The sequence below is a fragment of the Brevundimonas sp. EYE_349 genome, assembly GCF_023147505.1.
GTDB lineage: Bacteria > Pseudomonadota > Alphaproteobacteria > Caulobacterales > Caulobacteraceae > Brevundimonas.
Genome location: NZ_JAHXPB010000002.1, coordinates 1 through 24,302, shown reverse-complemented (window position 1 = coordinate 24,302; position 24,302 = coordinate 1). Strand labels below are relative to the sequence as shown.

Genomic DNA, 24,302 nt, shown 5'->3' with positions numbered 1-24,302 from the left:
CGCGTCAGCCGTTCTGATACTGCCGCCACCAGGCCACGAACTTCTCCAGCCCGTTCTTGAGGGGCACCTGGGGCCGGTAGCCGCACAGGGCGTTCAGCTTGGAGACGTCGGCATAGGTGGCGGTGACGTCGCCGGGCTGCATTGGACGCATGACCTTCTTGGCCTCGACGCCCAGGGCGGTCTCCAGGGTCGAGATCATCTCCATCAGGCCGACCGGCTGGCTGTCGCCGATATTGTAAATCTCATGGCGGCCGGAGGCTGGCGGGCGGTCCAGCACGCCGACGATCCCGTCCACGATGTCGTCGATATAGGTGAAGTCGCGCGCCATCCGCCCTTCGCCATAGACCTCAATGGGGTCGCCGCGCACGATCTTCTGGGTGAAGCCGAAATAGGCCATGTCCGGCCGACCCCACGGCCCATAGACGGTGAAGAAGCGCAGGCCCGACTGAGGAAAGCCGTAAAGCTTGGCGTAGCTTTGGCTCATCAACTCGCACGAGCGTTTGGTCGCGGCGTAAAGCGACACCGGATGGACGGTCGGATCGTCCTCTCGAAAGCCCGAACCCTCCAGGGGGCGGTCGCCATAGACCGAACTGGACGAGGCATAGACCAGATGGGTCACGCCGCCGTGGCGCGCGGCCTCCAGCATCGACAGATGGCCGGCCAGGTTGGACCGCTCATAGGCGAAGGGGTTCTCCAGCGAATATCGCACCCCCGCCTGGGCGGCCAGATGCACGATCCGCCGCACGCCCTCATCGGCGACCAGGGCCCGCATCCGCTCGTGTTCGGCGATGTCGGCGCGCACCATGCGAAAGCCGTCGCGCCCTTCAAGTCGCGCCGCGCGGGCCGCCTTCAGGCGCGGGTCGTAGTAGTCGTTGAAGACATCGACGCCGATCACCCGTTCGCCCCGATCCAGCAGGCGTTCGGCGACGTGCATGCCGATGAAGCCGGCCGCGCCGGTGACCAGGATCGGCGACCCCATCAGCCGCGCCCGACGCCCATGTAGCGGAAGCCCCGGCTCTTCATGTCGTCAGGCCGATAGATGTTGCGCAGATCGACCAGCACCGGCTGTTTCATCAAAAGCTTGATCCGGTCCAGGTCCAGGGCGCGGAACTGGTCCCATTCGGTGACCAGCACCACGGCGTCGGCGCCGACCACGGCGTCATAGGCGTTATCCTTCATCTCCACGCCGGGCAGCAGCTTGGCGGCCTCGTGCATCCCCTCGGGATCGAAGGCCTGGACATGGGCGCCGGCCGCGATCAGGGCGGGGGCGATGTCCAGCGAAGGGGCGTCGCGCATGTCGTCGGTGTTCGGCTTGAACGTCAGGCCCAGCAGGGCGACGGTCTTGCCCGCCACGCTGTCGCCCAGGGTGGTTTCGACACGGCCGGCCATGGCCTTCTTGCGGGCGTCATTGACCTCGACCGTCGCCTCGATCAGCCGGGTCGGGGCGCCATAGTGCTGGGCGGTGCGGACCAGGGCGATGGTGTCCTTGGGGAAGCAGGAGCCGCCATAGCCAGGGCCGGCGTGCAGAAATTTGGAGCCGATCCGCTTGTCCAGGCCAATGCCGCGCGCAACCTGCTGCACGTCCGCGCCGACGGCCTCGCACAGGTCCGCCATCTCGTTGATGAAGGTGATCTTCATCGCCAGGAAGGCGTTGGCGGCGTATTTGATCAGTTCGGACGTGCGACGGCCCACGAACAGCAGCGGGCTCTCGTTCAGGTTCAGCGGGCGATACAGTTCGCTCATGACCTTCTGGGCGCGCAGCCCCACCTCGCCCTCCATGTCATTGACGCCGATCACCACCCGGTCGGGGCGTTTGAAGTCGCCGATGGCGGCGCCCTCGCGCAGGAACTCGGGGTTGGAGACGACGGCGAAGTCGGCGTTCGGATTGGCCTTCCTGATGATGGCCTCGACCTCGTCGCCCGTGCCGACCGGAACGGTGGACTTGGTCACGACCACGGTGAAACCGTCGATCAGTCCGGCGATCTCCTCGGCCGCCGCATGGACGTAGGACAGGTCGGCATGGCCGTCGCCGCGGCGCGTCGGGGTGCCGACCGCGATGAAGACCGCATCGGCGGTGCGAATGGCTTCGGCCCCGTCCAGGGTGAAGAACAGCCGCCCTTCGCGCACGTTCGCGGCGACCAGATCGTCCAGACCCGGCTCGTAGATCGGGATCTCGCCCCGCTCCAGCCGGTCGATCTTGGACGGGTCCTTATCGATGCAGGTGACGACATGGCCGAAGTCGGCGAAACAGGCTCCGGACACCAGGCCCACATAACCCGTCCCAATCATCGCTACGCGCATCGACATCCCTCATCAGCGGCGACCGACCTTTAGCGGGTGAGCGCGGCGGGGGACAATGGGCGTTTGGCCCAAGTGGTCAGATCGTCTCTTGTCGTCATTCCGGGGCGTCCGCAGGACGAACCCGAAACCCAGGCGGCTCGCATCCAGCATCGAATGCATAGGGCGGCCGTGCGGCCCTGGGTTCCGGGTTCTTCGCTACGCTCAGCCTCGGAATGATGACCTAAGCCAGGGTTTCAGAGGACGCCGATCATGGAGGCGACCAGTGGGTGGCGCACGATGTCCTGCTCGGCCAGGCGCACCACGGCGATGTCGGGCACCGCCTCCAGACGCGCCGAGATGTCAGACAGACCCGATATGCCGGGCAACAGGTCCGACTGCTGCGGATCTCCTGTCACCACCATGGTCGAATGCCAGCCCAGGCGGGTCAGCAGCATCTTCAACTGGACGTAGGTGCAGTTCTGGGCCTCGTCCACGACAATGAAGGCGTTGTTCAAGGTGCGGCCGCGCATGTATCCCACCGGCGCGATCTCGATCAGGCCCTCAGCCATTAGGGCCTTGACCCGCTTCATCGACAGCCGATCCGATAGGGCGTCGTAGAGGGGGCGCAGATAGGGGGCCAGCTTGTCCTCCATGTCGCCGGGCAGGAAGCCGATGGACTCGCCGGCCTCCACGGCCGGACGCGACAGGACGATGCGCCCGACCTTGCCGGCCTCCAGCGCCTCAACCGCCTTGGCGACGGCTAAGTAGGTCTTGCCCGTACCTGCCGGCCCCAGGGCCATGACCAGATTGTGGTGGTCGATGGCCGCCATCAGCTCACCCTGGCCTTCGGACTTGGGCTTCAGCGTCTTGAGATAGGCCTGGTCGCGGTCGTCGTTGGAGGGATAGGGCGACCAGCCTGCACGCGCATTGTTGGGCGCATGGAGCCGGCGAACCTTCGACTCTTCGATGAAGTCACGCGAATCCAGGATGCCGTTTTCACGGGACTGACGCTTCGTAGCCGCACGCTTGGTCATGGACGCCTCCAGGGCATGAAAAAAGGCGGACCCGAACGGGCGCCGCCTTGGACGGTCTTGGGGAGGAGAGAATCGCGGCCCACACAGCAGCCGCCCGGATCGACAGCAGGGCCGTCCGCAACGGGATCAACCCGCCGCCGAACAACCGAACCCGGATCCCAACGCGCCACGCGAAAGCCCCGACAACTGACCGGACCGGGCTTGATCCGGCTTCGGATACGGGAGCGAATAGACGCGCCCGAATCACATCAACAGAATGATGCTATCGTGGTTAGCGTTCCGTTAAAGCCCTCATTTTTCAAAGATTAGGTGGTGTTCTGATGACTGTTTACGCATTGGGCGACAGCAAGCCTCAGCTTCCGCCGGAGGGCGAATACTGGGTGGCGCCAAGCGCATCGGTGATAGGGGATGTGATTCTGCATGCGAACGCCAGCGTCTGGTTCGGCGCCACCCTGCGCGGGGACACCGATCCCATCACAGTGGGGCCCGACAGCAATATTCAGGACGGCAGCGTGCTTCACGCCGACTTCGGCTCGCCGCTGACGATCGGGCGCGGGGTGACGGTGGGCCACAACGCCATGCTGCACGGCTGCGAAGTGGGGGACTACAGCCTGATCGGCATCGGTGCGGTTGTGCTGAACGGGGCGAAGATCGGCCGCAACTGCGTCATCGGCGCCAACGCCCTTATCACCGAGGGCAAGGTCATCCCTGACAACAGCCTAGTCATGGGCCAGCCCGGCAAGGTGGTGCGCGAACGCGACCCCGACCATATCGCCGTGCTGAAGATGTCGGCCGATCACTATGTGCAGAACTGGAAGCGGTTTGCGGCGGAGCTGCGTCCTATGTAACGCCGCGATGAGGGGATGTCAGGAGGACAGAATGACCCGCGCCGCCGCCGCATCGGCGTCGATCTGGGTCTTCAGGGCGTCCAGGCCGTCGAAGGTCTCCTCGCCGCGCAGCCAGACGATCAGCTGGGTATCCAGCGTCTGCCCGTAGAGGTCGCCATCGAAGTCGAACAGCCAGACCTCCAGCAGCGGCGTCTCCAGCGCATACATGGGCCGCACGCCCAGGCTGGCCACACCATCAACCACGCGCCCGTCCGCCAGCCGGCTGCGCGTCGCATAGACGCCGTAGGCGGGCCGCATATAGTCGCCCAGCGGCACATTGGCGGTCGGCACGCCGATGGTGCGGCCGCGCTTGTCGCCGTGGATCACCTCGCCCTGGATCGCGAAGGGGCGGCCCAGGATGACGGCGGCGCGGGCCATGTCCCCAGCCTTCAGCGCCTCGCGCACGGCGCTGGACGACAGTTTCAGACCATCGGCGTCGTCCAGGCGCGGCGCCGTCGAAACGTTGAAGCCGAGCCGCTCGCCATAGGCGCGCAAAGCCTCGGGCGAGCCCGACCGTCCCTTGCCAAAGGTGAAGTCGAAACCGACGGCGGCATGGCGGATGCCCAGGCCTTGGGCCAGCACCCGCTCGGCGAACTCGGCGTCGCTCATGCCCGCCATCTCGGCGTCGAAGGGCAGCAGATACAGGGTGTCCACGCCGAGCGGCGCCAGGGCCTGGGCCATCTGGTCGGCGGTCATCAGGCGAAAGGGCGCGGCGTCCTTCTGGAACCAGCGGCGGGGATGGGGATCGAAGCTGACGACGCCCAGCGGCGCGCCCAGCCGGTCGGCCGCCGCCTTCGCATCGGCGATCACGGCCTGGTGGCCCCGATGCACCCCGTCGAAAGCTCCCACGGCGACGGCGGCGCCCTTTGCGGCGTCCGGGAGGTCGCGCCAGTCGCGAACGACCTGCATCAGCGCTGGGACGGTTTGCGCCGGCGAGGAACGCGGACCACCGCGACGCCGTCCATGATCATGGTCTCGCCCACGAAGCCCTCGCAGCTGAGCTTGACCCGCGCGCTTTCGGCCTCGACCTCGATCACCGTGATGACAATCCGCACGATGTCGTCGATCCGCACCGGTTGGTGGAAGGCCAGGGTCTGGGAGATGTAGATCGAGCCGGCGCCCGGCAGGATGGTGCCCACCACCGCCGAACCGAACGAGGCGCTGAGCAGGCCATGGGCGATCCGGCCGCGATAGGCGGTCTTGGAGGCGAAGGCCTCGTCCAGATGCACCGGGTTGAAATCGTCGGACGCCTCGGCGAACAGGCGGATACGATCCTCCGTCGCCACGACGATTTTCTCGGCCGCCATGCCGACGTGAAGTTCGTCCAGGATGTAACCACCGGACGGATGCTGCTGAACCAATTCGACCATGATTGTGGCTTTAGCCGCCGTGCGACAAAATGGCGAGCCTTACCAAGCCAGTTCCAGCGCCGCGTAGCGCGCATAGGCGGTTTCCGCCTTCAGCAGGGCGCCGGCGCGGGCGGGGTCCAGCGATCCGTCGTCGCCCTTGGCCTGATCGCCGTGGATGCCCTGGGCGATGAACAGGCAGTCCAAGCCTTGCGCGTTGGCGCCCATGACGTCGGTCACGACACCGTCGCCGATGCACAGCACGCGCGAGCGGTCGACCGGGCGGCCCAGCAGGGATTCCGCCTCCTTGATCGCCAGGTCGTAGATGGGGGCGAAGGGCTTGCCGGCCATCACCACGCGCCCGCCCTGCGAGGCGTAGAGATCGGCCAGCGCCCCGCCGCAATAGATCAGCTGGTCGCCGCGCTGCACCACCCGATCCGGGTTGGCGCAGATCAGTTCGATGTCGCGCCCGGCGCCCACGGCGAACCGCGCGCGATAGTCTTCGGGCGTCTCTGTCGTGTCGTCGACCGGGCCGGTGACGGAGATAAAGGCGGCGTCCTCCGGCGAGGCGGCCCGCTCCAGCCCAAGGCCGGCGTAAAGGGGGGCGTCGCGTTCGGGGCCGACGATCCAGGCCGGCCCGGGCGCGCGCTTGGCCAGTTCCGCCCGCGTCGCGTCGCCCGAGGTGACGAAGGCCTTCCAGCTTTCACGCGGCACCCCCAGCCCGTCCAGCTGCGCGATAACGTCCGAGGCCGGGCGCGGCGAGTTGGAGATCAGCACCACATGGCCGCCCTCGCGATTGAACCGGGCCAGGGCCTCGCATGGCGCTTTCCAGCTTTCGCGGCCGTTATGGATCACGCCCCACACGTCGCAGAGCAGAATGTCATAGTCGCCGGCGACGGCGCCGAAATGGGGCAGGGCGTGGGGGAGGGTCATGAGGGGTGAGTAGCCGCTAGGACGCAGGCGCGAAAGCCTCCTCCCCCATGAAATGGTGCGGAGACGACACCCCGCCGCTCGGCCCAGCTCTCCATCCCCTTCGCAGCGAAAGCGCGAGGGCGACGCCGCGCGACACTGCGTCATCTTGTCAAACGCGCCCTCGCGCCCCAACTGCAAAGCCTAATCCAAAACCGAGACCCCGCCCGCGACAGGAGCCCTGATGCCGCATGCCGACAGCCTGATTCTCACCCTGGTCGGGGGCTTCGTCCTGGCCTTCGTGTTCGGCATGTTGGCGCATCGGCTCAGACTGTCGCCTCTGGTGGGGTATCTGGTCGCGGGCATCGTGGTCGGTCCCTATACGGCGGGGTTCGTCGCCGACACCGAACTGGCGCCGCAATTGGCCGAGATCGGCGTCATTCTGCTGATGTTCGGCGTCGGGCTGCATTTCTCGCCCAAGGATCTGATGCAGGTGCGCGAGGTCGCCATCCCCGGCGCCCTGGTCCAGATCGCGGCGGCAACCGGCCTTGGCTGGGGGTTGGGGCGGTTCGTGCTGGGGCTGGGCGACGTCGAGGCCCTGTTGATGGGCTTCGCCTTGTCGGTCGCCTCCACCGTGGTCCTGCTGCGGGCGCTGGAAGAGCGCAAACAGGTCAAGGGCGAAATCGGCCGCATCGCCGTGGGTTGGCTGATCGTCGAGGACCTGGTCATCGTCATCGCTCTGGTCATGCTGCCTATGATCCTGGCGCCCGCGGGCGCCCAAGCGAACCTGGCGGCCCTGGGAACGAACGTCGGCCTGACGCTGGTGAAGGTCGTGCTGTTCGTCGTCGGGATGTTGGTGGTGGGCGGCAAGGTCATTCCCTGGCTTCTGATCCGCATCGCCCACACCAAGTCGCGCGAACTGTTCACCTTGGGCGTACTGGCCATCGCGCTGGGCATCGCTTGGCTGGCCTATTTCCTGTTCCACTCTTTCGCGCTCGGCGCCTTCCTGGCGGGATTGGTGATGAACGCCTCGCCCCTGGGACACAATGCGGCCGAGCGGTCGCTGCCGCTGCGCGACGCCTTCGCCGTTCTGTTCTTCGTGTCGGTGGGGATGCTGTTCGACCCGATGATCCTGGTGCGCCAGCCTTGGGCGGTGCTGGGCGTCCTGGGCATCGTCATCGTGGGCAAGTCGGTCGCCGCCCTGGTCATCGCCAAGGCGTTCAAGCTGGATCGGCCGACGGGCCTGACCGTCGCGGCCTCCCTGGCCCAGATCGGCGAATTCTCCTTCATTCTGGCGGCGCTGGGCGTGTCGCTGGGGGCCATGAGCCGCGAAACCCACGACTTGATCCTGGCCGCCGCCCTGCTGTCGATCTCGTTGAATCCCTTCGTCTTCCTGTTCACGGACCGGATGGGTGGACGCCCCAAGCCCCCGCCGCCCGGCGCGACAAGGCCCGCCGCCGCGGACGGGCCGATTACGGATGCGGTCACTTCGGCCTGAGGCTCTTTTCGTCCGGGCGGGCCGGGGGTATCGTCGGGCCATGGACATGACCGCTGCAGACCAGGCCGTTCTTCACTATGGCGACGGCGAGTTCGCGGTGCTGAAGCCGGGCCGGTTCGTGCGCTGCGCGGTGACGGACCGGCCGATCCCGCTGGAGATTCTGCGCTACTGGAGCCCTTCGCGCCAGCAGCCCTATTACGGCCCCGCCGAGTTCATCGCCGCCCAGATCGCCGTTCAGTCGGCGGCGAAATGATCGCCACGCGCCGCGCCGTTCTGGCCGGAGCCGGGGCCGGGCTGATCGCCGGCCCGCTGAGGGCGCAGGACCGAAACGCCATGCCGTTGGCGCTGAACGGGGCCTGGCGCCAGGGCGGCTATGCGCTGGGCCGCACCGCGCCGGGCGCCCTGGTCTTCGTGGACGGCGAGGCCCTGACCACCGCCTCGGCGGCCGGTCTGTTCGTGATCGGCTTCGACCGCGACGCCGGCCCCGGCGCACGGATCGAGGTCCGGTCGGCCGACGGCGCCCGCTCAGCCCGGCGCGCGCTGGACATCGCGCCCTACGCGTTTCCCTCGACCCGCGTGAACGGCCTGCCGCCCTCGACCGTCGAGCCCAGCGACCCGGCCCTCTTGGTCCGCATCCAGCGCGAGATCGCGCTGAAGACCGAGGGCTTCGCCAGCCGCATCGACGCCGACGACTTCAAGGACGGCTTCGTCTGGCCGCTGGACAGCTACCGCGTCTCCAGCGCCTGGGGCGCCCAGCGCATCCTGAACGGCACGCCCGCCCGCCCGCACTACGGCATCGACCTGGCGGCGCCGCAGGGCAGCGTGATCCGCGCCCCCGCCGACGGCCGCATCGCCTTTGTCCGCCCTGACATGCATTTCGAGGGCGGCCTGACCCTGATGGACCACGGCCAGGGGCTGATCACCTGCTATCTGCACCAGTCGCGGCTGGACGTGCAGCAGGGCCAGCGCGTGCGGCGCGGCGATCCTCTGGGCCGCGTCGGCATGACCGGTCGCGCGACAGGGCCGCATCTGTGCTGGCGCATGAAATGGCGCGACCGCAATCTGGACCCATCGCTGATGGTGGGCGCCCAGGCGCCGAAAACGCTCGCCTGACAAGGGGCCGGATGTCTTCCCTGAAATCGCTGAACGTCCTGCTGGTGGACGACAATCAGAACATGCGAGCCATCGCCGCCGCCGTCCTGCACTCGGCCGACATCCGCAGCGTCAAGGAGGCGGAGGAGGGGACGGCGGCCTTCGATCTGTTGCGTCGCCACCCGATCGACCTGGCCATCGTGGACTTCAACATGTTCCCGCTGGACGGGGTCGCGTTCACCCGCCTGGTCCGCACCAGTCCCGACAGCCCCAACGTCTATCTGCCGATCATCATGATGACCGGCCATTCCGAGCGCGCCCGGGTCTATGAGGCGCGCGACGCCGGCGTGAACGAGTTCATCGTCAAGCCGATCACCGCCAAGGCCATGCTGGACCGGATCAACGCCGTCATCCTGCGGCCGCGCGCCTTCATAAAGGCCGAGGGCTATGTCGGCCCATGCCGTCGCCGCCGGGACCCGCCGGACTACGAAGGGCCGTTCCGCCGCTATACCGACGCTGGGCGATCCAGCGCCGCATAGACCTCGTCCGGCCAGCGCTTGTGGACCCAGAACCAGTCCACCGGATGCTCGCGCACCCGATCCTCGACGAAGCGGTTGGCGGCCTGGACTCCAGCCAGGACGTCGGCGGCCTTGTCCTCGCTGTGGTTGACGGAGATTGGCTCGTGCGCCGTGACCCGGAACCGGGCATTGGGCAGGCGCACCACCGAAAGGGGCTGCATCACCGTGTCGAAGCGCGCCGCCAGCCGCGCCGCGCCGGGCGAGGCGTTCACTGGCTGGCCGAAGAACTGCACCTCCGGCCCCTGATTGTATTTTTGGTCGACCAGCAGGGCGATGGAGTCGCCCCGCTTCATTCCCGCCATCAGATCGCGTGTCCCGTCGCCCTTGGGTGCGAACAGGCGGATGCCGTACCGTTCCCGGCTCTTGCGGATCAGAGCGTCGACATAAGGGTTGTTGGCGGCCCGGTAAGTGACCTGGCAGGGCACGCCCGCCGCCATGATGACCGCCGCCATCACTTCGAAATTGGCCAGGTGGCCCGAGATCAGCACCGCCGGCTTGCCGCTGTCGCGCAAAGCGTGCAGCCGCTCCAGCCCAACCACCTCCACGCGGCCGCCCTCGGGGGTCAACTGGTCCATCACCGCCAGTTCCGCGAAGGTGCGTCCGGTCTGGTCCCATTGGGCCAGGGCCAAGGCGTTGCGCTCGGCCTCATCCATGTCGGGAAAGGCGATGCGCAGATTGCGGATCACCGTCTTCTGCGTGCCCGTCAGGGGCCCCAGGGTGCGCAACAGCCAGCCGCCCAGGCCAGACGCCCGCTCCACGCCCAGCAGCCGCAGAAAGCCGAACAGCGCCTGAAAGCCGAAGGCTTCCAGACGCCATGCGAAATCCTGTCGCCAATCGCTACTCTTACCAGGCAATCGTCAATCCACCGTCCACCACAAGGGTCTGTCCGGTCACATAGGCCGACGCAGGGCTGCACAGATAGACCGCCGTGCCGGCGATTTCATCCGGTTGGCCGATCCTTTTCAGCGGGGCGGGTTCGGTGACCGTCTTCAGCAACTCCGGATTCTCCCACAGATATTTGGCGAAGTCGGTCTGCACCAGGCCCGGCGCGATGCAGTTGACCCGCACGTTCGACGGCCCCCACTCCACCGCCAGATTGCGCACCAACTGCATGTCCGCCGCCTTGGAGATGTTGTAGGCGCCGATCAGGGCGTTGCCGCGCAGGCCCCCGATGGACGAGATCACCAGGATCGCCCCGTCCTTGCGCTCCACCATCTGCGGCGCGACCATCTGGATCAGCCAGTGGTTGGAGATGACATTGTTCTGAAGAATCTTCTCGAACTGGTCGTCGGCGATGCCCGCCATCGGACCGGCGTAGGGATTGGTTGCGGCGTTGCAGACAAGGATGTCGATCTTGCCGAACGCGCTGTTCGTCTCGTCCACCAGGCGCTGGAGGTCTTCCTTGGAGGCGATGTTGGCGGGAACAGCAATGGCGCGCGGTTCATCGGCTTTGGCGCCGTATTTGCCGTTGATCTCGCCGGCGACCTCTTCGCACGGCCCCGCCTTGCGCGAGGAAATGACGACCTTGGCGCCGTGTTCGGCGAGCCGTTCGGCGATGGCCTTGCCGATTCCGCGCGAAGAGCCGGTGATGATGGCGACCTTGCCGGTCAGATCGAACAGTTCCATTGCGTTTCCCGTATGTTTCTGCGGGGATATTTATCGTCCCGCTCTAGCCGAATGACATTGATAGCCTGATACTCAGGCGATTCCATCCGGGAGTGGCCGACCGCCAGCCGATGCGCAACGTAACCACGGGCTTTCTGTATTTCGCCTATCTGTTCCTCGGCATGACCGTGGGCGCCTTCCTGTGGCGCGCCGGTCTGGGGATCGGCGCGGGCGTGGCCGGGACGCTGGGCGCCTTGGGTCTGCTGGGCGCCTTCCACGGCATCGTCACAGGCATCGCCGACCGCCGCGCCCTTAAGAAGGAGATCGCCCAGGTCCGCGAGGCGCACCGCCTGCTGGCCGATGCGATGGAATCGACCCAGGGCGCCCTGACCGAACTGGCCCACGCCATCGAGAGCGGCGTCCTGTCCGACACCGACGCCTTGACCGGCGAGGTGCGGATGCTGGAATCCTTGGTTCAGCAGATGAGCGTGAGCATCGACGAACGCCTGTCGGCCGCGCCACACATCGGCGTCGAGACCTTCGAGGGCCGCCGCCAGGCTCAGTCCACCGTCCTGTTGCGCACCATCCACGAGGCGCTCAGCGAAGGCCGTGTGGACCTGTATCTGCAGCCGGTCGTCTCCCTGCCGCAGCGCCGGACCATCTTCTACGAGAGCTTCACCCGACTGCGCGACGCCACGGACCGGGTGATGATGCCGGCGGAATATCTGTCCTTGGCCGAGGGCGAGGGGCTGGTGCCCGCCATCGACAATCTGCTGCTGTTCCGCTGCGCCCAGATCGTGCGACGGCTGGCGCGCCAGGACCGCAAGGTCGGCGTCTTCTGCAACGTGGCCCTGACCTCCCTGGGCGACGAGACCTTCTTCCCTCAGTTCCTCGACTTCCTGTCCGAGAACCGCGACCTGAACCAGGCCCTGATCTTCGAACTGGGTCAGGCCACCTTCGACGCGCGCGGCGCGGTCGAGGCGCGCAACATGGCCAAGTTGGCCGACCTGGGCTTCCGCTTCTCGCTGGACAAGGTGCAGACGCTGGACCTGGACTTCGCCGACCTGCAACGCTCGGACGTCAAGTTCATCAAGGTCGCGGCCGACCTGATGATCGAACAACTGCTTGACCTGGACGGCGGTGCGCCCTTGCGCTCCATGCCCGACATCCAGGCCGCCGACTTCGCCGCCCTGACCCGCCGCTATGGCGTCGAGGTCATCGCCGAAAAGGTCGAGAACGAACGCCAGGTCGTCGACATCCTCGAACTGGATGTGGCGATGGGCCAGGGCCACCTGTTCGGCGAACCCCGCGCCATCAAGGAACAGGTCCTGGCCGAAACGGACCCCCCGGCCGAGTTCCTGCGCTCCACCCTGCGCAGCGCCGAACAGCGTCGGCGTTTCAGCTAAAACAGTTCGTCTCCTCCCCACCCCGTGGGGAGGTGGCGCGGCGCCCTTCGCGCCGTGACGGAGGGGCTCTTCAACCATCACACGCGGCTGGGAGACTTCAAGAGCCCCTTCACCGCGTAGCCTGCCCTCGGGCTCGCCTTTGGCGGGACCCGGGGGTGGTCCCCCTCCCCACGCTGTGGGGAGGAGACATTTTTGCCATCAAGCGTGCGTCTGGTCCCAATACCGCACGGCATCGGCGTCGCGGGCCGACAGGTCCGGGTAGGCCGGGTCGGAGCCGACGTCGGGGACGCGCCGCCAGGAGCGGGCGCATTTGGGGTGGTCGGCCGGGTTGACCGCCACCGTGATCGATTCACCACTCTCGACCAGGTCGGCGCCCGAGGTGCGGAAGATTTCGGCCGCGTCCAGACCCTCGAAAGGCGCGAAGGCCGAGGCGGGGCCGGTGACGGTGGGCCAGGCGTCCAGGGCGCCGCCGATCAGCTTCTCGCGGCGGGCCGCTTCCAGCGATTCATTGACCACTTCGAGGACGGTGTTGATCGCGGACCAACGCTCGGCCTCGGCCGGGTTGCTCCATGCGGCCGGAGTGTCGGGGATGACGCGGGCGCAGTTCGTGCCGGCGTCGGGGAAGCGCGTGGTCCAGGCCTCTTCCATGGTGAAGGGCGTCAGGGGGGCCAGCCAGGCGGTCAGGCGGGCGAAGACTTCGTCCATCACGGTGCGGGCGGCGCGACGGCGGATGCTGTCGGGACGGTCGCAGTAGAGGGCGTCCTTCCTGATGTCGAAATACAGGGCCGACAGGTCGTTGGAGCAGAACTCCAGCACCGGACGCACCACATCCTGGAAGCGGTATTCGGCGTAGGCCCGACGCACATGGGCGTCCAGTTCGTGCAGGCGGTGAAGGATGAACGTCTCCAGCGGCGGGAACTGGTCGTAGTCGGTCAGGCGCTCGGCCTCGTCGAACCCGGCCAGGGCGCCCAGCAGATAACGGACGGTGTTGCGCAGCTTGCGATAGGCGTCGACCGTGGTCTGCAGGATCTGTTTGCCGATCCGCTGGTCCTCGGAATAGTCGACCAGGGCCACCCACAGACGCAGGATATCGGCGCCGGATTCCTTGATGACCACCAGCGGATCGGTGGTGTTGCCCCTGGATTTCGACTGTTTCTCGCCGTTCTCGTCCAGGGTGAAGCCGTGCGTCAGGACCGCCTTGAACGGGGCGCGGCCGCGTGTGCCGCAGCCCTCCAGCAGCGACGACTGGAACCAGCCGCGATGCTGGTCCGAGCCTTCCAGATAGAGGTCGGCGGGCCAATGGGCCGGACGGTCGCCGACATAGCCGTTTTCGGGCAGGCGCGGGTCCAGGGTGAAGGCGTGGGTCGAGCCGGAATCGAACCAGACGTCCAGGATGTCTTCGATCTTCTCGTAGCGGGCCGGGTCGTGGGCGCCCAGGAAGTCGCTGTCGGGCGCGGTGAACCAGATGTCGGCGCCGTGTTCGGCGATGGCGGCGACGATGCGGGCGTCGACCTCGGCGTCATGCAGGGGCTGGCCCGTCTGCTTGTCCATATACATGGCCAGCGGCGTGCCCCAGGCGCGCTGGCGGCTGACCAGCCAGTCGGGGCGGCCCTCGACCATCGAGCGGATGCGGTTCTTGCCCGACGCGGGGTGGAAGGCGGTGTCGTCGATGGCCTGAAGCGCGGTTTCGCGCAGGGTGTCGCCCGATTTCAGTGGCTCGTCCATTCGGATGAACCACTGGGGGGTGTTGCGGAAGATGATCGGGGCCTTTGAACGCCACGAGTGCGGATAGGAATGCTCCATCCGACCACGCGCCAACAGGTTGCCCGCCTCGATCAGCTTTTCCATCACCGCGCCGTTGGCGGAGCCGAACTTGCCGGTCTTCTTGCCTTCGGTTTCCAGGACTTTCAGCCCCGCGAACAGGGGGACGTGCGCGTAATAGGCGCCGTCGGGATCGACGGTGTCGGGCACCTCGTGATGGCCGTGGGCCTTCCACACCTCGAAGTCGTCGGCGCCGTGGCCCGGCGCGGTGTGGACGAAGCCGGTGCCCGCATCGTCGGTGACGTGATCGCCGGCCAGCAGCGGCACGGAGAAGCCATAGCCGCTGTCCAGCGCGGCCAGCGGATGAGCGGTTTCGAGGCCCGACGGATTGATGTCGTAGACGCGGGTCCAGGTGGCGATCTTGGCGGCCTTGAACACGTCCTCGGCCAGTTTGTCGGCGAGGATCAGACGGTCGCCGGGCTTGGCCCAGGGCGCGAACTCAAGACCCTCTTCCATCGCCGTGACCTCGTACAGGCCATAGGCGATCTCTGGGCCGTATGAGATGGCGCGGTTGGCCGGGATGGTCCAGGGCGTGGTCGTCCAGATGACGATGGACGGGGTGCTGGAACGGAAGGCCAAGAGGTCGTCGGGGTGATCGTCCGACATGGCCGTGACCGGGAACTTGACCCAGATCGTGGGGCTGACGTGGTCGTGGTATTCGATTTCGGCGTCGGCAAGCGCCGTGCGCTCCACCGGCGACCACATGACGGGCTTGGAGCCGCGATACAGCTGGCCCGAGTTCTTGAACTTGTGGAACTCGGCGACGATGGCCGCCTCGGACTTGAAGTCCATGGTGGCGTAACGGTTGGCGAAGTCGCCGGTGACGCCCAGGCGTTTGAACTGGTCGCGCTGCAGGTCGATGTATTTGCCGGCGTAGTCGCGGCAGGCGCGGCGGAACTCGTCCTTGGACACCTCGTCCTTGCGGCGGCCCTTGGCGCGGAACTGTTCCTCGATCTTCCACTCGATCGGCAGGCCGTGGCAGTCCCAGCCGGGGACGTAGTCGACATCATAGCCCAGCAGGAACCGGCTGCGGACGACAAAATCCTTGAGCGTCTTATTCAGCGCATGGCCGATGTGGATGTCGCCGTTGGCATAGGGGGGGCCGTCGTGCAGCACGTACAGAGGCGCATTCTGCTTCTGACGTTCGGCGCGCAGGGTTCCATAGAGGTCGCCCCACTGCTCAAGGATCAGCGGCTCCTTCTGGGGCAGGCCGCCGCGCATGGGGAAGGGCGTCTCGGGTAGGAAGACGGTGTCGCGATAATCGCGAGCGGAGGTTTCGGTGGGGGCGTCGGCCATGGGTCGTCTCGGCGTCTAGGTTGTCGTTCGCTGGTCTGTTCGCCCTGTCGCGCGTCGCGCGCCTTGAAGGGCTGTCGATCCCGGCGTGCACGGGGCCAGATGGCCCGGAAGCGCTACGCCGGGCGGCTAATCGAAATCAGGCGAAGAAGGACGCGGACGGTCATTGTGAGGGCGGTCTAGCAGACCGATGCGGCATTGCGCCATCCCGAAGCGTCGCCGCCATCAACGGAAACGAAAGGCTTTTGCCGTTTTGTGACGGCAAGGATCGGCCGAAATCCAATTCGGCCGAGGCAATGATCGTCTGGGAGTCCCGCCGATGCGGCTGCGGATCACGAAATGGATGCTGGGCCTGGCGGCCGGTCTGGCCGTGTCGGCCGGCGCCGGCGCGGCCCTGGCGCAATGCGGGTCGGGGTGCGAGCCGCCGCCCTGCACCTCATGCGAACCTCCCCCTCCGCCCGAGCCCCCCTGCGGCGGCGGCGGCGGCGGCGGCTGCGTTCCCGGCGGCAACCAGTGGAACAACAACGTCAACACCAACGTCAATGTGAACGTGAACCTCGGCGCGAACGCCAATGCGAACGCTGGGGCCAACGCCAATGGTTACGCCAACGCCGGCGCGCGGTCTTATCTGAACGCGCGGGCCGGCGGGTTCTCGGGCAGCTACGGCGGTGGGGGCGGCGCGGCCTACATCAGCGTGGACCAGCCCTATCCAACCACGATCCAGGGTCTGGCGGTCGAGGGCATGGTCGCCCAGACGGTGCGCACCCCCTACAGCGCCTTTCGCAGCATGATGAAGCGCGTCGTCATCCAGGCCGTCTGCATCGACGACCGCCAGGTGCCGCACCCTGCGTCCCAGGTGCGGCCGGACCGCGAGATCGCCGACGGGTTCGAAGGCGAAATCTATCGCTGCCTGGCGGGCACCTGGCTGCAGGCGACGCTGGCGGACTATGAGGGGAATGTGAACTTCGACCACGGCACGACCCTGACCTGCCGCAAGCACGAGGCCCTGTGGTTCGGAAACGGCGGCAAGCTGGAGTGCCGTCCCGAGAAGCCTGAGCGGGACTGCAACGAGCGTTCGCTGCTGCGTCGCTACGGCGCCGGGATCAAGATCCTGACGATGTATCGCGAAGAGGAATACACCGAGTACCGCGAGGAACAGGTGGAGAGCGCAACCGTCCTGACCGGCGCCATCACCCTGGACGGCGGCGTCGGCGGCCGGGTGTTCTGAACGGCGGGTTGACGATCCCGTTCAGCCGCCGCTCAGGCGACGGATGAAAGGATCGAATGTGCCGGCTCTCCGTCGACGATCCTGAAACGACTGGCCCCGGCCCGCAGGATGCGAGCCGGGGCCTTTTTGTTTGATCTATTGAGCGCCCTGGGCCGTGACGGCGGCGCGCCAGGCGGCGTCGGGCTTCAGATACTGGCGCGCCAGGGCCTGAAGATCGGCGGCGGTGACGGCTTCCAGGGTCGAGAGCTGGTTGCGCGTCTGGTCCAGGCCCGCCGGATCGGACTGGGCCTGGGACAGTTGGGTCAGCCAATAGCCGTTGTCGGCCATGTTGCGACGGATGCGCTCGACCGCCGGGCGACGGGCGCGGTTCAGCTCGTCCTCGCTGACAGGATCGTCTCGCAGATCGGCGGCGATGGCGTCCACCGTCTCGAACAGCTTGGGCAGGGCCGCCGGCGGTGTTTCGGCGGTCACGGCGATGAAGCCATAGCCGGGGAAGACGTTTGACGAGGTGGAGCCGGCGCTGGGCGAATAGGCCAGTCCCTGTTTCTCGCGGATTTCGTCGTTCAGGCGCAGTTGAAGCACGTCGGACAGGATCGACAGCTGACGCGCGGTCTTGCGGTCGTGGACCTGGTCGGTGGTCGGCCAGGCGACGAAGCCCAGCGCCTGTTCCGCCGGGCCGGTGTGGTGCAGTTGGACCGGCGCGGTCGTGGGGGCGGGGAACTTGCGCTGAGCAGACCCGGCGGACGGGGCGGGAGCGGCGCTGCGCGCGGGCAGGGCGCCAAAGGTGGCGCCGACGGCGGCGATGACCGCGTCGATGTCCACGTCTCCGACGACGGTGATCTCCACCGGACCCTGGGCCAGCGCCGAACGGACTCCGTTTCTCACGTCGTCGATCTGGATGGCGGCCACCTGATCGGCGGTCGGAGTGGTTTCGCGCACATCGCCGCCGGCCAAGAGGCCCGAGGCGTCACGCTGGAACACGCCGCGAGGGGTGGCGCCCAGTTGCGCGAGAATCTGCGGGAACAGGGCCTTGGTCTGTTCAAACGGCGCGGCGCGCAGACCCGGATCGGTCAGATAGGCGGCCAGGACCTGAAGCTCCAGCTGCAGGTCGGCGGGCTTGGTCGCGCCGGAGAAGACATAGGCGTCGGTCGCCTGATTGACCGAGGCGCTGTAGGTGCGGCCGCTGAGGACGCGGTTCATCTCGTCCAGGCTGAGCTTGCCCAGGCCGCCGGCTGTCAGGATGGTGCTGGCCATCGACAGGGGCGACAGCTGGTCGGCGGGCAGGCCCAGTTCGCCCAGGCCCGTGCGGGCGCTGACCAGGACTTGATCGGTGCGGAAGTCGGTCTTCTTGATGTTCAGCAGCGTGCCGTTCGGGAAGCGGACCAGGGTGGCGCCCAGGTCGGCCACCTCGCTGCGGGCGGACGGCTGCGCCGGGACGCCGAAGCTGTCATAGGGCCACTTCAGTTCCGCCTCGGCGGCGCGGGCCTGGACCGGGGTGTTGCGCGACGCCTCCAAGGCGGCGGTGACGGCGGCCTCGCCGCCCTCGACCGGGACCGGAGAGCTGAACAGGACCAGCGGACCCTGGCCTTCGAACACTGCGCGGGCGGCTTGGTCGACCTGGGCGACGGTCAGGCCGTCGACGGCCTTGTTGAACAGGTCCAGATTGGTCTGGGGCGCGCTGAAGACCTGATCGTCGTTCACTGCGCTGAGCAGGGCGGAGGCCAGGGTCGGGGTGGAGCGGGTGGCGGCCGAGGCGACCGCGTTCTGAAGCGCGGTGCGGGTGTTGACGATTTCGCGCTGAAGCTCGGCCTCGGTCACGCCGTACTGGACCAGACGGCGGCTTTCCTGCTCGACCGTCTCCAGCGCGCGCTTCCAGCCGCCGGGATTGAAGGCGACCGACAGGGTGCCGGCGTCCAGACTGTCGAACAGCGACTGATAGCCAGCGCCGGCGCCGATGAAGGGCGGATTGTCCGCGCGGGCGATCTCGCCCAGGCGACGGTTCAGCACGGCCAGACCCAGGCCGCGACGGATGTCGGCTTCACGCTCGGCCACCGTGTCCGCGTTCAGGTCGGGGGCCTTGATCCAGTTGATCTGGATGGAGGATTGGATGCCGGGTTCGACGATGATGCTGGTCTGGGGCTGGCGCGCGGCGACGGCGCCCAGGTCTGGCTCGGGGCCGTCCGGCGCCTTGGGCGTCCAGTCGGCGAAGGCGGCGCGCACCTTGGCCTCCATCGCATCCATTTCGAAATCGCCCACGGCGATGAAGGTCGCGCGCGAGGGGCGGTAGTAGGCGTCGTAGAAGTCGACGAACCGTTGGCGGGGGGCGGTGCGGATGATGTCCAGGTCGCCGATGGGAAGGCGCTGGGACAGGCGCTGGCCGGGCGCCAACAGGCCCAGCTGGGTCTTCAGCACCCGGAACTGCGGCGTGTCGCGGGTGCGCTCCTCGCCGACGATGACGCCGCGCTCGGAATCGATGGCGTCCGGCGCCATCAGGGCCGCCGACATCATCTCGCGCAGGATGTGCAGGCTCGGGTCGACAGTCTCGTCTTTGGTGTTCGGCAGCTCCAGCATATAGGCGGTCTGGTCGAAGCTGGTGAAGGCGTTGGTGTCGGCGCCGAAGGCCAGACCCAGCCGTTCCAGGATGCGCATCATCTCGTTCTCGGGCACGTCCTTGGTGCCGTTGAAGGCCATATGCTCCATGAAGTGGGCCAGACCCTTCTGGTCGTCGCGCTCCATCAGCGAGCCGGCGTCGATCCGCAGGCGGAACGACGCCTGACCGGGTGGCGTCGCATTCTTCAGCAGGGCGTAGCGCATCCCGTTCGGCAACAGGCCGTAGCGCACGGCGGGGTCGGCCGGAATGTCGCTGGCCGTCTGGGCCCAAGGCTTCGACGGCGCGACCTGGGCGGTCGAGGCGGCGACGGGCGCTGCGCTTTGTGCATTGGCGATGGAGACAAGGCCCGCCGACAGGGCCAGGCCGGAAGCCGCGACGAGCAGCAGGCGACGCGCAGAACGCATGGAATTTCTCCGAAACCGCAACCCCCGATGGCGCGGTGTCGGATGTGTAAAGCGAGCTTGCCTTTTCGGCAAGGTGTGCGGTCGAACCTTACAAGCTTGTCATCTTTGGTCAGCCGCCGGGGCGGCTGATGTAGAAGGTGGCGGTGTTGCCCACGGCGTTGGCGCCGACAGCGGCTGTGCGGCCAGAGGCGACTGTGGCGTTGGCGTTGGCGGTCACATTGCCGCTGTTGGTTTGACTATTAGTGATGTTGACGTCGCCGCCGCATCGCGAACAGGCGTAGCCCGTCACCGCATTGCCCACCGCATCGGCGCCGACATAGGCGTCATAGCCGTTAACGCCGACATAGGTGGCGGTCGCCTCGACCCCGCCGGTGTTCAACTGGGTGTTGTCCAGCTTCAGATAGATGTCGTTGTTGCCGGCGACGGTTTCGTTGGCCACGCTGCGGGCCGCAAGGACGGTTTGGCCCTGCAGATTGGTCTGAACGCGCGCGTCCGACCGCACCCGCCCGGCGTTGGACTGATCCACATTCGCCAGCATGGAGCCGCCGGCGTTGGTCATGATGGCTTGGTTCGCGCCGGCGTTGGCGCTGGCCGTCAAGTCCCAGGCGTTGTCGACATAGACGTCGGTGCGGGCCTCAACGGTTGAGGGCGCGTTGGACTGGCGCACGGCCAGATCCTGGTGCGAGGCGCCTGTGGTGTTGGTCTGGACGACATTGGCCGCCGATTGGGATGCAAAGACGGCGGGGGCCGGAATGTACTGCACATCCGCGACCGTCTCGGAAAAGACGGTGGTCTGGGCGCGCTGATCGACGACGCCGGTCAGGGACGAGGAGGGCCCACCCATGGCCACGGTGTTGGCGGTCGCGGCGCTGGAGGCGAAGCCGCCTTGCAACATACGGCCGGTGGGGGCGCGTACGACGGTCTGGGCGCGAACCTCGGCGCCCGTGGTCGACTGATCGGCGTCCACGGCGAAGGTGGCGCCATCTGTCGTGACGCCCAAATAGTTGCCGCGCGCCTGTGTGGTCACGCTGACCTGCCCGTCCGCTGCGCCGTTCAGACCGACAGTGCTGCCAGCCCGGGCCGAGCCGGTCATGGTCTGACGCGACGCCAAGCCGGCGGACGCAGCCGTCACACCGCCCGCGAGCGAATTGCCCTGGGCGCTGGTGGTGACGGTCAGCTGATCGACCGTCAGGTTCAGATCGACCTGGCCCGTGACGTCGCCGGACTGGGTCTGGCGGCTGAAACAGGCCTCCACCAGAGCGGGGTCGCAGGCCGGGGTCTGCTGTGCGCTCGCCTCAGTGGCGAGTGCGGCGAACGTCGCTGTCGCGGCCATCATGCCAGCGAGACGGATCGGCGCGGGTTTGGCCATTGTTCGTCTCCTGCGTGGGATAGGCCGGATAATAGCCGCCGGTCGGCCCGACGGTTGAACCGCCAAGGGGATCGTTGGCGGGGTTGAGGCAGATTTCGGGGCCGGGCGCCCCATAGAGGTTGGCCATGAACTCGACCGTGGCGCGTTCGACCAGGGCGCGGACGGCCAGCTGGACCGGCTCCATTCCGCCTGTCCCGGCCGAGATGTCGAAGACATTGCCGTTCAGGAAGTCGAACACCCCGGCCGAGATCTCGCGGCCGATGATCTGCTTCTGGTACGAAACGACGTCGACCACCTCCAGCGTGGTGGTTTGCACCAGGCGCAGGTCCATGGCGATGTTCATCACATAGACGCGATGGTTCAGCATGGTCGAGCCGGGACGGGCGGAATCCACCTCGCCCTGGCCGATATCGACGCCGCCGGAGCGGATGTTGTAATTGACCTCGGTAATGCCGCCGACCACGTAGAAGTCCGAGCCCGGCACCTGTCCGGCCAGGATGCGGCGGTACTGGGTGTCTTCCGGGCCCTGGGCGTCCGGCGTATTGTCGCCGATCAGCTTATTGTTGGCGTAACGCAGTTCAAGCTCGGAAACCGACGTGTCGTAGCGTTCGACGATGCGGGCGCCGGCCTTGGCCAAAGCCGAGTTGGCCATCAGGGAGGCGCCGCCGGTGATCTGGCGCCCGCCGTCCGAGGATACGGTGCCGGTGTAGTCGCTGATCCGACCCACGGCCATGCGCGGCGAGGGCAGGTTGTAGCGACGGGCGTAGTCCGCCAGGCAGTAGAGCGAGGCCGAATAGGGCGTCGGATTGGCCGTAACCGGCGCATTGCCGATAGGCGTGGCGTACTGGCCCGACGGCCCGGCGACCGGACTGACGCAGCCGGCCAATAGAAGCGCGACGGCCGAGGCGGCCGCACCGCCCTTTATGAGATGACGACGGCTCATGGCAGGTTGATGTTCCCGTTCAGGGCCGTGCCGGCGTTGACCGCGCCGGTGTTGGTCTGGTTCGAATTGACGATCACGGTGTTGCGGTTGCCCTGCACCACCACGTTCAGCTGGTTGCCGATGGCGGTAGATCCGCCGATGGCCGTACCGCCGTGGTTGGACGACCCCGCGCCCGCATAGGCCGAGGCGACCCCGCCCGACTGGCTGGAATAGGAAGAGGCGCCGGACTGGATTATGCCGTTGACGATCAGGCGATTGCCGTTGGCGTCGCGGGTCGAGCCGGTCGTGGCGTTGGTGGCCGCCGAACGGGCGCCGCCATAGCCTTGCTGAAAGCGCGATGCGCCGCCCGAACCGGTCGATTGCGCGACGGCGGGCACGCTGGCCAGGCCAGCCAGAGCCGTGACGGCGGTGGTTAGAAACAGCCTCTTGACGGCCACTGGTCGGTTCCTCGCGCAGACAGACGACGGACCCCCGTTCGGCGATCCGCATCCGACCCTTGCATTAAGGTTATTAAGAAGCGCTTGATGTCGCGAAATCCGTTGCGCATCTGTGGGCCATGTCAGACGCGCCCGGTCGATTCGAACCTCCCCAGCACGCAAGGCCGCCGCGCGAGCCTCTGTTCAACGTGCCGTTGGTCGCCTTGCTGATCGCGGCTTCCATTCCCTTGCTCTATCTCTTTCAGCGCGATCTGCCGGACATGGGCATGAGCATGGCCTTCGCGCCCGTCGATCTGGAGCAGGGAAGGTGGAGCGGGCTGCTGACCGCCATGTTGCTGCACGGCGGCTGGACCCACGCCTGGATGAATGCGATCGGCGCCCTGGCCTTCGGCGCGCCGGTCGCCCGACTGCTGGGGGACCGGATTGGTCCGATGGTGTTTCTCCTCTTCTATGTGGCGTGCGGCGGGCTGGCGACGCTGGGCTATGGGCTGATCCACTGGGGATCCGGCGCGCCGATGGTCGGAGCGTCGGGGGCGGTGTTCGGCTTGATCGGGGCGGCGACGCGTCTACTGGGCGTGCCGCCCGGCGGCGGCGTGCTGGCGCTGACCGATAGAAGAGTGGTCACGGCGTCGCTGGCCTGGATGGGCGTCAACGCCCTGACGGGCCTGATCGGCTTTGCGCCCGGTGCGGACGGCGCGGCCATCGCGTGGGAGGCCCATGCGGTCGGCTTCGTCGTCGGCATTTTGGCCATCGGCCCCTTGGCGCGCGCCTTTGGCCGCGGGGTGGATCGTGCGCCCGCGCACGGCTGACCCGGGTTTGCCTCTACGGCCTGGTTGCGCGATCATCGCGCCCTGATGCGGCCCTGTCGCCATCCCGGCCCTGCGGTCGCTTCTCTGATAGAGAGAAGGAGCCGCGATGTTCGTCGCCGAAATCCTAAAGACCAAGGGAGACGCCGTTATCTCCATCGCGCCGGAGCAGACCGTGGCCAACGCCTGCGCAGCATTGGAAGAGAGGCGGGTCGGCGCCCTGGTCGTCTGTGATGGGGACCGGGTCGCGGGCGTCTTCTCGGAACGAGACGTGGTGCGCGCCCTGGCGGCGGACGGAGGCGCCGCTCTTGGCCGGCCGGTGGCCGACTATATGACGGCCAAGGTGATCTTCGCCGAGCCCAGGGAGGAAATGTCCGCTCTGATGAGCCGGATGACCGATCGGCGCATCCGGCATCTGCCGGTGCTGGAGGGCGAACGGCTTATCGGCGTCATCTCCATAGGCGACGTGGTGAAGTGCCAGATCGCCGAACACGCTAAGGAGGCCGATAGTCTGCGCTCCTATATCGCCGGCTGAACCGGGAGCGACTGCTGTCGCGTGACGGTTTGACGACCGTTGTGTTGCCAGTTTTTTCGAGAATCCCGACGATTCTTCTTGCTGAGTAAAAGTGGTGCCCGTATAGGGCTGCCTCGCTCGGAAACGGGCCGGCCTACGGGGCCTTGGGGACTGGTTTCCCGGGGTTTTGAGGGGAAGAAAGAGTTGAAAAACTTCTTGCTTTCCTGGGTTGGTTTGAATA

General features: G+C 67.1%; 22 protein-coding genes. 9 read left to right on the top strand and 13 right to left on the bottom strand.

The window, feature by feature from the left end; genetic code table 11:
- Positions 1-4: 4 nt before the first annotated feature.
- The 3 genes from KZX42_RS03965 to KZX42_RS03955 all read right to left on the bottom strand — a co-directional run bounded on the left by KZX42_RS03965 (position 5) and on the right by KZX42_RS03955 (position 3,326).
- Positions 5-982: an NAD-dependent epimerase/dehydratase family protein gene (locus KZX42_RS03965; RefSeq protein WP_248118039.1), complete on the bottom strand. Its 978-nt coding sequence runs from the start codon at positions 980-982 to the stop codon at positions 5-7.
- The gene (locus KZX42_RS03960; protein ID WP_248117328.1) at positions 979-2,301 is read right to left on the bottom strand and encodes a UDP-glucose/GDP-mannose dehydrogenase family protein; all 1,323 of its coding nucleotides are present in this window, start codon (positions 2,299-2,301) and stop codon (positions 979-981) included. Before KZX42_RS03960 ends, KZX42_RS03965 begins: the two co-directional genes overlap by 4 nt.
- Positions 2,302-2,534: 233 nt before the next feature.
- Entirely contained in the window at positions 2,535-3,326 is a 792-nt protein-coding gene (locus KZX42_RS03955) for a PhoH family protein (RefSeq protein WP_248118037.1), read from the bottom strand.
- Positions 3,327-3,634: 308 nt separating this feature from the next.
- On the opposite strand from KZX42_RS03955, the gene KZX42_RS03950 reads away from it, so the two are divergent.
- Entirely contained in the window at positions 3,635-4,162 is a 528-nt protein-coding gene (locus KZX42_RS03950; protein ID WP_248117326.1) for a gamma carbonic anhydrase family protein, read from the top strand.
- A gap of 18 nt (positions 4,163-4,180) precedes the next feature.
- On the opposite strand, the gene KZX42_RS03945 is transcribed toward KZX42_RS03950, so the two are convergent.
- Genes KZX42_RS03945 through KZX42_RS03935 form a run of 3 tightly spaced genes read right to left on the bottom strand, consistent with a single transcriptional unit; the run spans position 4,181 to position 6,480 of the window.
- Positions 4,181-5,110, bottom strand: coding sequence for a bifunctional riboflavin kinase/FAD synthetase (locus tag KZX42_RS03945; protein WP_248117324.1), 930 nt, complete (start codon positions 5,108-5,110; stop codon positions 4,181-4,183).
- A complete protein-coding gene (locus KZX42_RS03940; protein ID WP_248117322.1) occupies positions 5,110-5,571 on the bottom strand; it encodes a MaoC family dehydratase in 462 nt (153 codons plus the stop codon). Before KZX42_RS03940 ends, KZX42_RS03945 begins: the two co-directional genes overlap by 1 nt.
- Positions 5,572-5,610: 39 nt before the next feature.
- A complete protein-coding gene (locus KZX42_RS03935; RefSeq protein ID WP_248117320.1) occupies positions 5,611-6,480 on the bottom strand; it encodes a TIGR01459 family HAD-type hydrolase in 870 nt (289 codons plus the stop codon).
- 220 nt (positions 6,481-6,700) lie between these two features.
- On the opposite strand from KZX42_RS03935, the gene KZX42_RS03930 reads away from it, so the two are divergent.
- From KZX42_RS03930 to KZX42_RS03915, 4 genes are read left to right on the top strand one after another with little or no spacing between them, the layout of a single operon-like run.
- A complete protein-coding gene (locus KZX42_RS03930; protein ID WP_248117317.1) occupies positions 6,701-7,954 on the top strand; it encodes a cation:proton antiporter in 1,254 nt (417 codons plus the stop codon).
- Between the two features lie 40 nt (positions 7,955-7,994).
- Entirely contained in the window at positions 7,995-8,207 is a 213-nt protein-coding gene (locus KZX42_RS03925; RefSeq protein WP_248117315.1) for a DUF2093 domain-containing protein, read from the top strand.
- Positions 8,204-9,067 carry a M23 family metallopeptidase gene (locus KZX42_RS03920; RefSeq protein WP_248117313.1) on the top strand — a complete coding sequence of 288 codons (864 nt, stop codon included), beginning with the start codon at positions 8,204-8,206 and terminating at the stop codon, positions 9,065-9,067. The genes KZX42_RS03925 and KZX42_RS03920 overlap by 4 nt, the downstream gene beginning before the upstream one ends.
- A gap of 11 nt (positions 9,068-9,078) precedes the next feature.
- Positions 9,079-9,585: a response regulator gene (locus tag KZX42_RS03915; protein WP_248117311.1), complete on the top strand. Its 507-nt coding sequence runs from the start codon at positions 9,079-9,081 to the stop codon at positions 9,583-9,585.
- On the opposite strand, the gene KZX42_RS03910 is transcribed toward KZX42_RS03915, so the two are convergent.
- A complete protein-coding gene (locus tag KZX42_RS03910; protein ID WP_248117309.1) occupies positions 9,552-10,478 on the bottom strand; it encodes a lipid A biosynthesis acyltransferase in 927 nt (308 codons plus the stop codon). The genes KZX42_RS03915 and KZX42_RS03910 overlap by 34 nt on opposite strands.
- Entirely contained in the window at positions 10,468-11,250 is a 783-nt protein-coding gene (locus tag KZX42_RS03905) for an SDR family oxidoreductase (protein ID WP_248117307.1), read from the bottom strand. The genes KZX42_RS03910 and KZX42_RS03905 overlap by 11 nt, the downstream gene beginning before the upstream one ends.
- A 110-nt stretch (positions 11,251-11,360) precedes the next feature.
- Between KZX42_RS03905 and KZX42_RS03900 the strand changes: the two genes are divergently transcribed.
- Entirely contained in the window at positions 11,361-12,635 is a 1,275-nt protein-coding gene (locus KZX42_RS03900) for an EAL domain-containing protein (RefSeq protein ID WP_248117305.1), read from the top strand.
- Between the two features lie 198 nt (positions 12,636-12,833).
- Here KZX42_RS03900 and ileS read toward each other — a convergent pair whose 3' ends face one another.
- A complete protein-coding gene (gene ileS, locus KZX42_RS03895; RefSeq protein WP_248117302.1) occupies positions 12,834-15,752 on the bottom strand; it encodes an isoleucine--tRNA ligase in 2,919 nt (972 codons plus the stop codon).
- 316 nt (positions 15,753-16,068) lie between these two features.
- On the opposite strand from ileS, the gene KZX42_RS03890 reads away from it, so the two are divergent.
- On the top strand, positions 16,069-16,977 hold the full coding sequence (locus tag KZX42_RS03890; protein WP_248117300.1) for a hypothetical protein: 909 nt from the start codon (positions 16,069-16,071) through the stop codon (positions 16,975-16,977).
- A 135-nt stretch (positions 16,978-17,112) separates the two neighbouring features.
- Here the strand turns inward: KZX42_RS03890 and KZX42_RS03885 are convergent, their stop codons facing one another.
- From KZX42_RS03885 to hfaA, 4 genes are all read right to left on the bottom strand, one after another.
- Entirely contained in the window at positions 17,113-19,992 is a 2,880-nt protein-coding gene (locus tag KZX42_RS03885; RefSeq protein WP_248117298.1) for a M16 family metallopeptidase, read from the bottom strand.
- Positions 19,993-20,101: 109 nt separating this feature from the next.
- A complete protein-coding gene (gene hfaD, locus KZX42_RS03880) occupies positions 20,102-21,361 on the bottom strand; it encodes a holdfast anchor protein HfaD (RefSeq protein WP_248117296.1) in 1,260 nt (419 codons plus the stop codon).
- Positions 21,288-22,304, bottom strand: coding sequence for a holdfast anchoring protein HfaB (hfaB, locus tag KZX42_RS03875; protein WP_248117294.1), 1,017 nt, complete (start codon positions 22,302-22,304; stop codon positions 21,288-21,290). The genes hfaD and hfaB overlap by 74 nt, the downstream gene beginning before the upstream one ends.
- A complete protein-coding gene (gene hfaA / locus KZX42_RS03870; RefSeq protein ID WP_248117292.1) occupies positions 22,301-22,741 on the bottom strand; it encodes a holdfast anchoring protein HfaA in 441 nt (146 codons plus the stop codon). The genes hfaB and hfaA overlap by 4 nt, the downstream gene beginning before the upstream one ends.
- A gap of 119 nt (positions 22,742-22,860) precedes the next feature.
- On the opposite strand from hfaA, the gene KZX42_RS03865 reads away from it, so the two are divergent.
- Positions 22,861-23,550, top strand: coding sequence for a rhomboid family intramembrane serine protease (locus tag KZX42_RS03865; protein WP_248117289.1), 690 nt, complete (start codon positions 22,861-22,863; stop codon positions 23,548-23,550).
- 106 nt (positions 23,551-23,656) lie between these two features.
- Positions 23,657-24,082, top strand: a complete 426-nt coding sequence (locus tag KZX42_RS03860; protein ID WP_248117287.1) for a CBS domain-containing protein — start codon at positions 23,657-23,659, stop codon at positions 24,080-24,082.
- Positions 24,083-24,302: the final 220 nt, after the last annotated feature.

Excerpts from the sequence above, each read along its gene's own strand:
- KZX42_RS03960 (WP_248117328.1), bottom strand. The coding sequence starts at position 2,301 with ATGCGCGTAGCGATGATTGGGACGGGTTATGTGGGCCTGGTGTCCGGA.
- KZX42_RS03950 (WP_248117326.1), top strand. The coding sequence starts at position 3,635 with ATGACTGTTTACGCATTGGGCGACAGCAAGCCTCAGCTTCCGCCGGAG.
- KZX42_RS03945 (WP_248117324.1), bottom strand. The coding sequence starts at position 5,110 with ATGCAGGTCGTTCGCGACTGGCGCGACCTCCCGGACGCCGCAAAGGGC.
- KZX42_RS03940 (WP_248117322.1), bottom strand. The coding sequence starts at position 5,571 with ATGGTCGAATTGGTTCAGCAGCATCCGTCCGGTGGTTACATCCTGGAC.
- KZX42_RS03935 (WP_248117320.1), bottom strand. The coding sequence starts at position 6,480 with ATGACCCTCCCCCACGCCCTGCCCCATTTCGGCGCCGTCGCCGGCGAC.
- KZX42_RS03930 (WP_248117317.1), top strand. The coding sequence starts at position 6,701 with ATGCCGCATGCCGACAGCCTGATTCTCACCCTGGTCGGGGGCTTCGTC.
- KZX42_RS03925 (WP_248117315.1), top strand. The coding sequence starts at position 7,995 with ATGGACATGACCGCTGCAGACCAGGCCGTTCTTCACTATGGCGACGGC.
- KZX42_RS03920 (WP_248117313.1), top strand. The coding sequence starts at position 8,204 with ATGATCGCCACGCGCCGCGCCGTTCTGGCCGGAGCCGGGGCCGGGCTG.
- KZX42_RS03915 (WP_248117311.1), top strand. The coding sequence starts at position 9,079 with ATGTCTTCCCTGAAATCGCTGAACGTCCTGCTGGTGGACGACAATCAG.
- KZX42_RS03905 (WP_248117307.1), bottom strand. The coding sequence starts at position 11,250 with ATGGAACTGTTCGATCTGACCGGCAAGGTCGCCATCATCACCGGCTCT.
- KZX42_RS03900 (WP_248117305.1), top strand. The coding sequence starts at position 11,361 with ATGCGCAACGTAACCACGGGCTTTCTGTATTTCGCCTATCTGTTCCTC.
- ileS (WP_248117302.1), bottom strand. The coding sequence starts at position 15,752 with ATGGCCGACGCCCCCACCGAAACCTCCGCTCGCGATTATCGCGACACC.
- KZX42_RS03890 (WP_248117300.1), top strand. The coding sequence starts at position 16,069 with ATGCGGCTGCGGATCACGAAATGGATGCTGGGCCTGGCGGCCGGTCTG.
- KZX42_RS03885 (WP_248117298.1), bottom strand. The coding sequence starts at position 19,992 with ATGCGTTCTGCGCGTCGCCTGCTGCTCGTCGCGGCTTCCGGCCTGGCC.
- hfaD (WP_248117296.1), bottom strand. The coding sequence starts at position 21,361 with ATGGCCAAACCCGCGCCGATCCGTCTCGCTGGCATGATGGCCGCGACA.
- hfaB (WP_248117294.1), bottom strand. The coding sequence starts at position 22,304 with ATGAGCCGTCGTCATCTCATAAAGGGCGGTGCGGCCGCCTCGGCCGTC.
- KZX42_RS03865 (WP_248117289.1), top strand. The coding sequence starts at position 22,861 with ATGTCAGACGCGCCCGGTCGATTCGAACCTCCCCAGCACGCAAGGCCG.
- KZX42_RS03860 (WP_248117287.1), top strand. The coding sequence starts at position 23,657 with ATGTTCGTCGCCGAAATCCTAAAGACCAAGGGAGACGCCGTTATCTCC.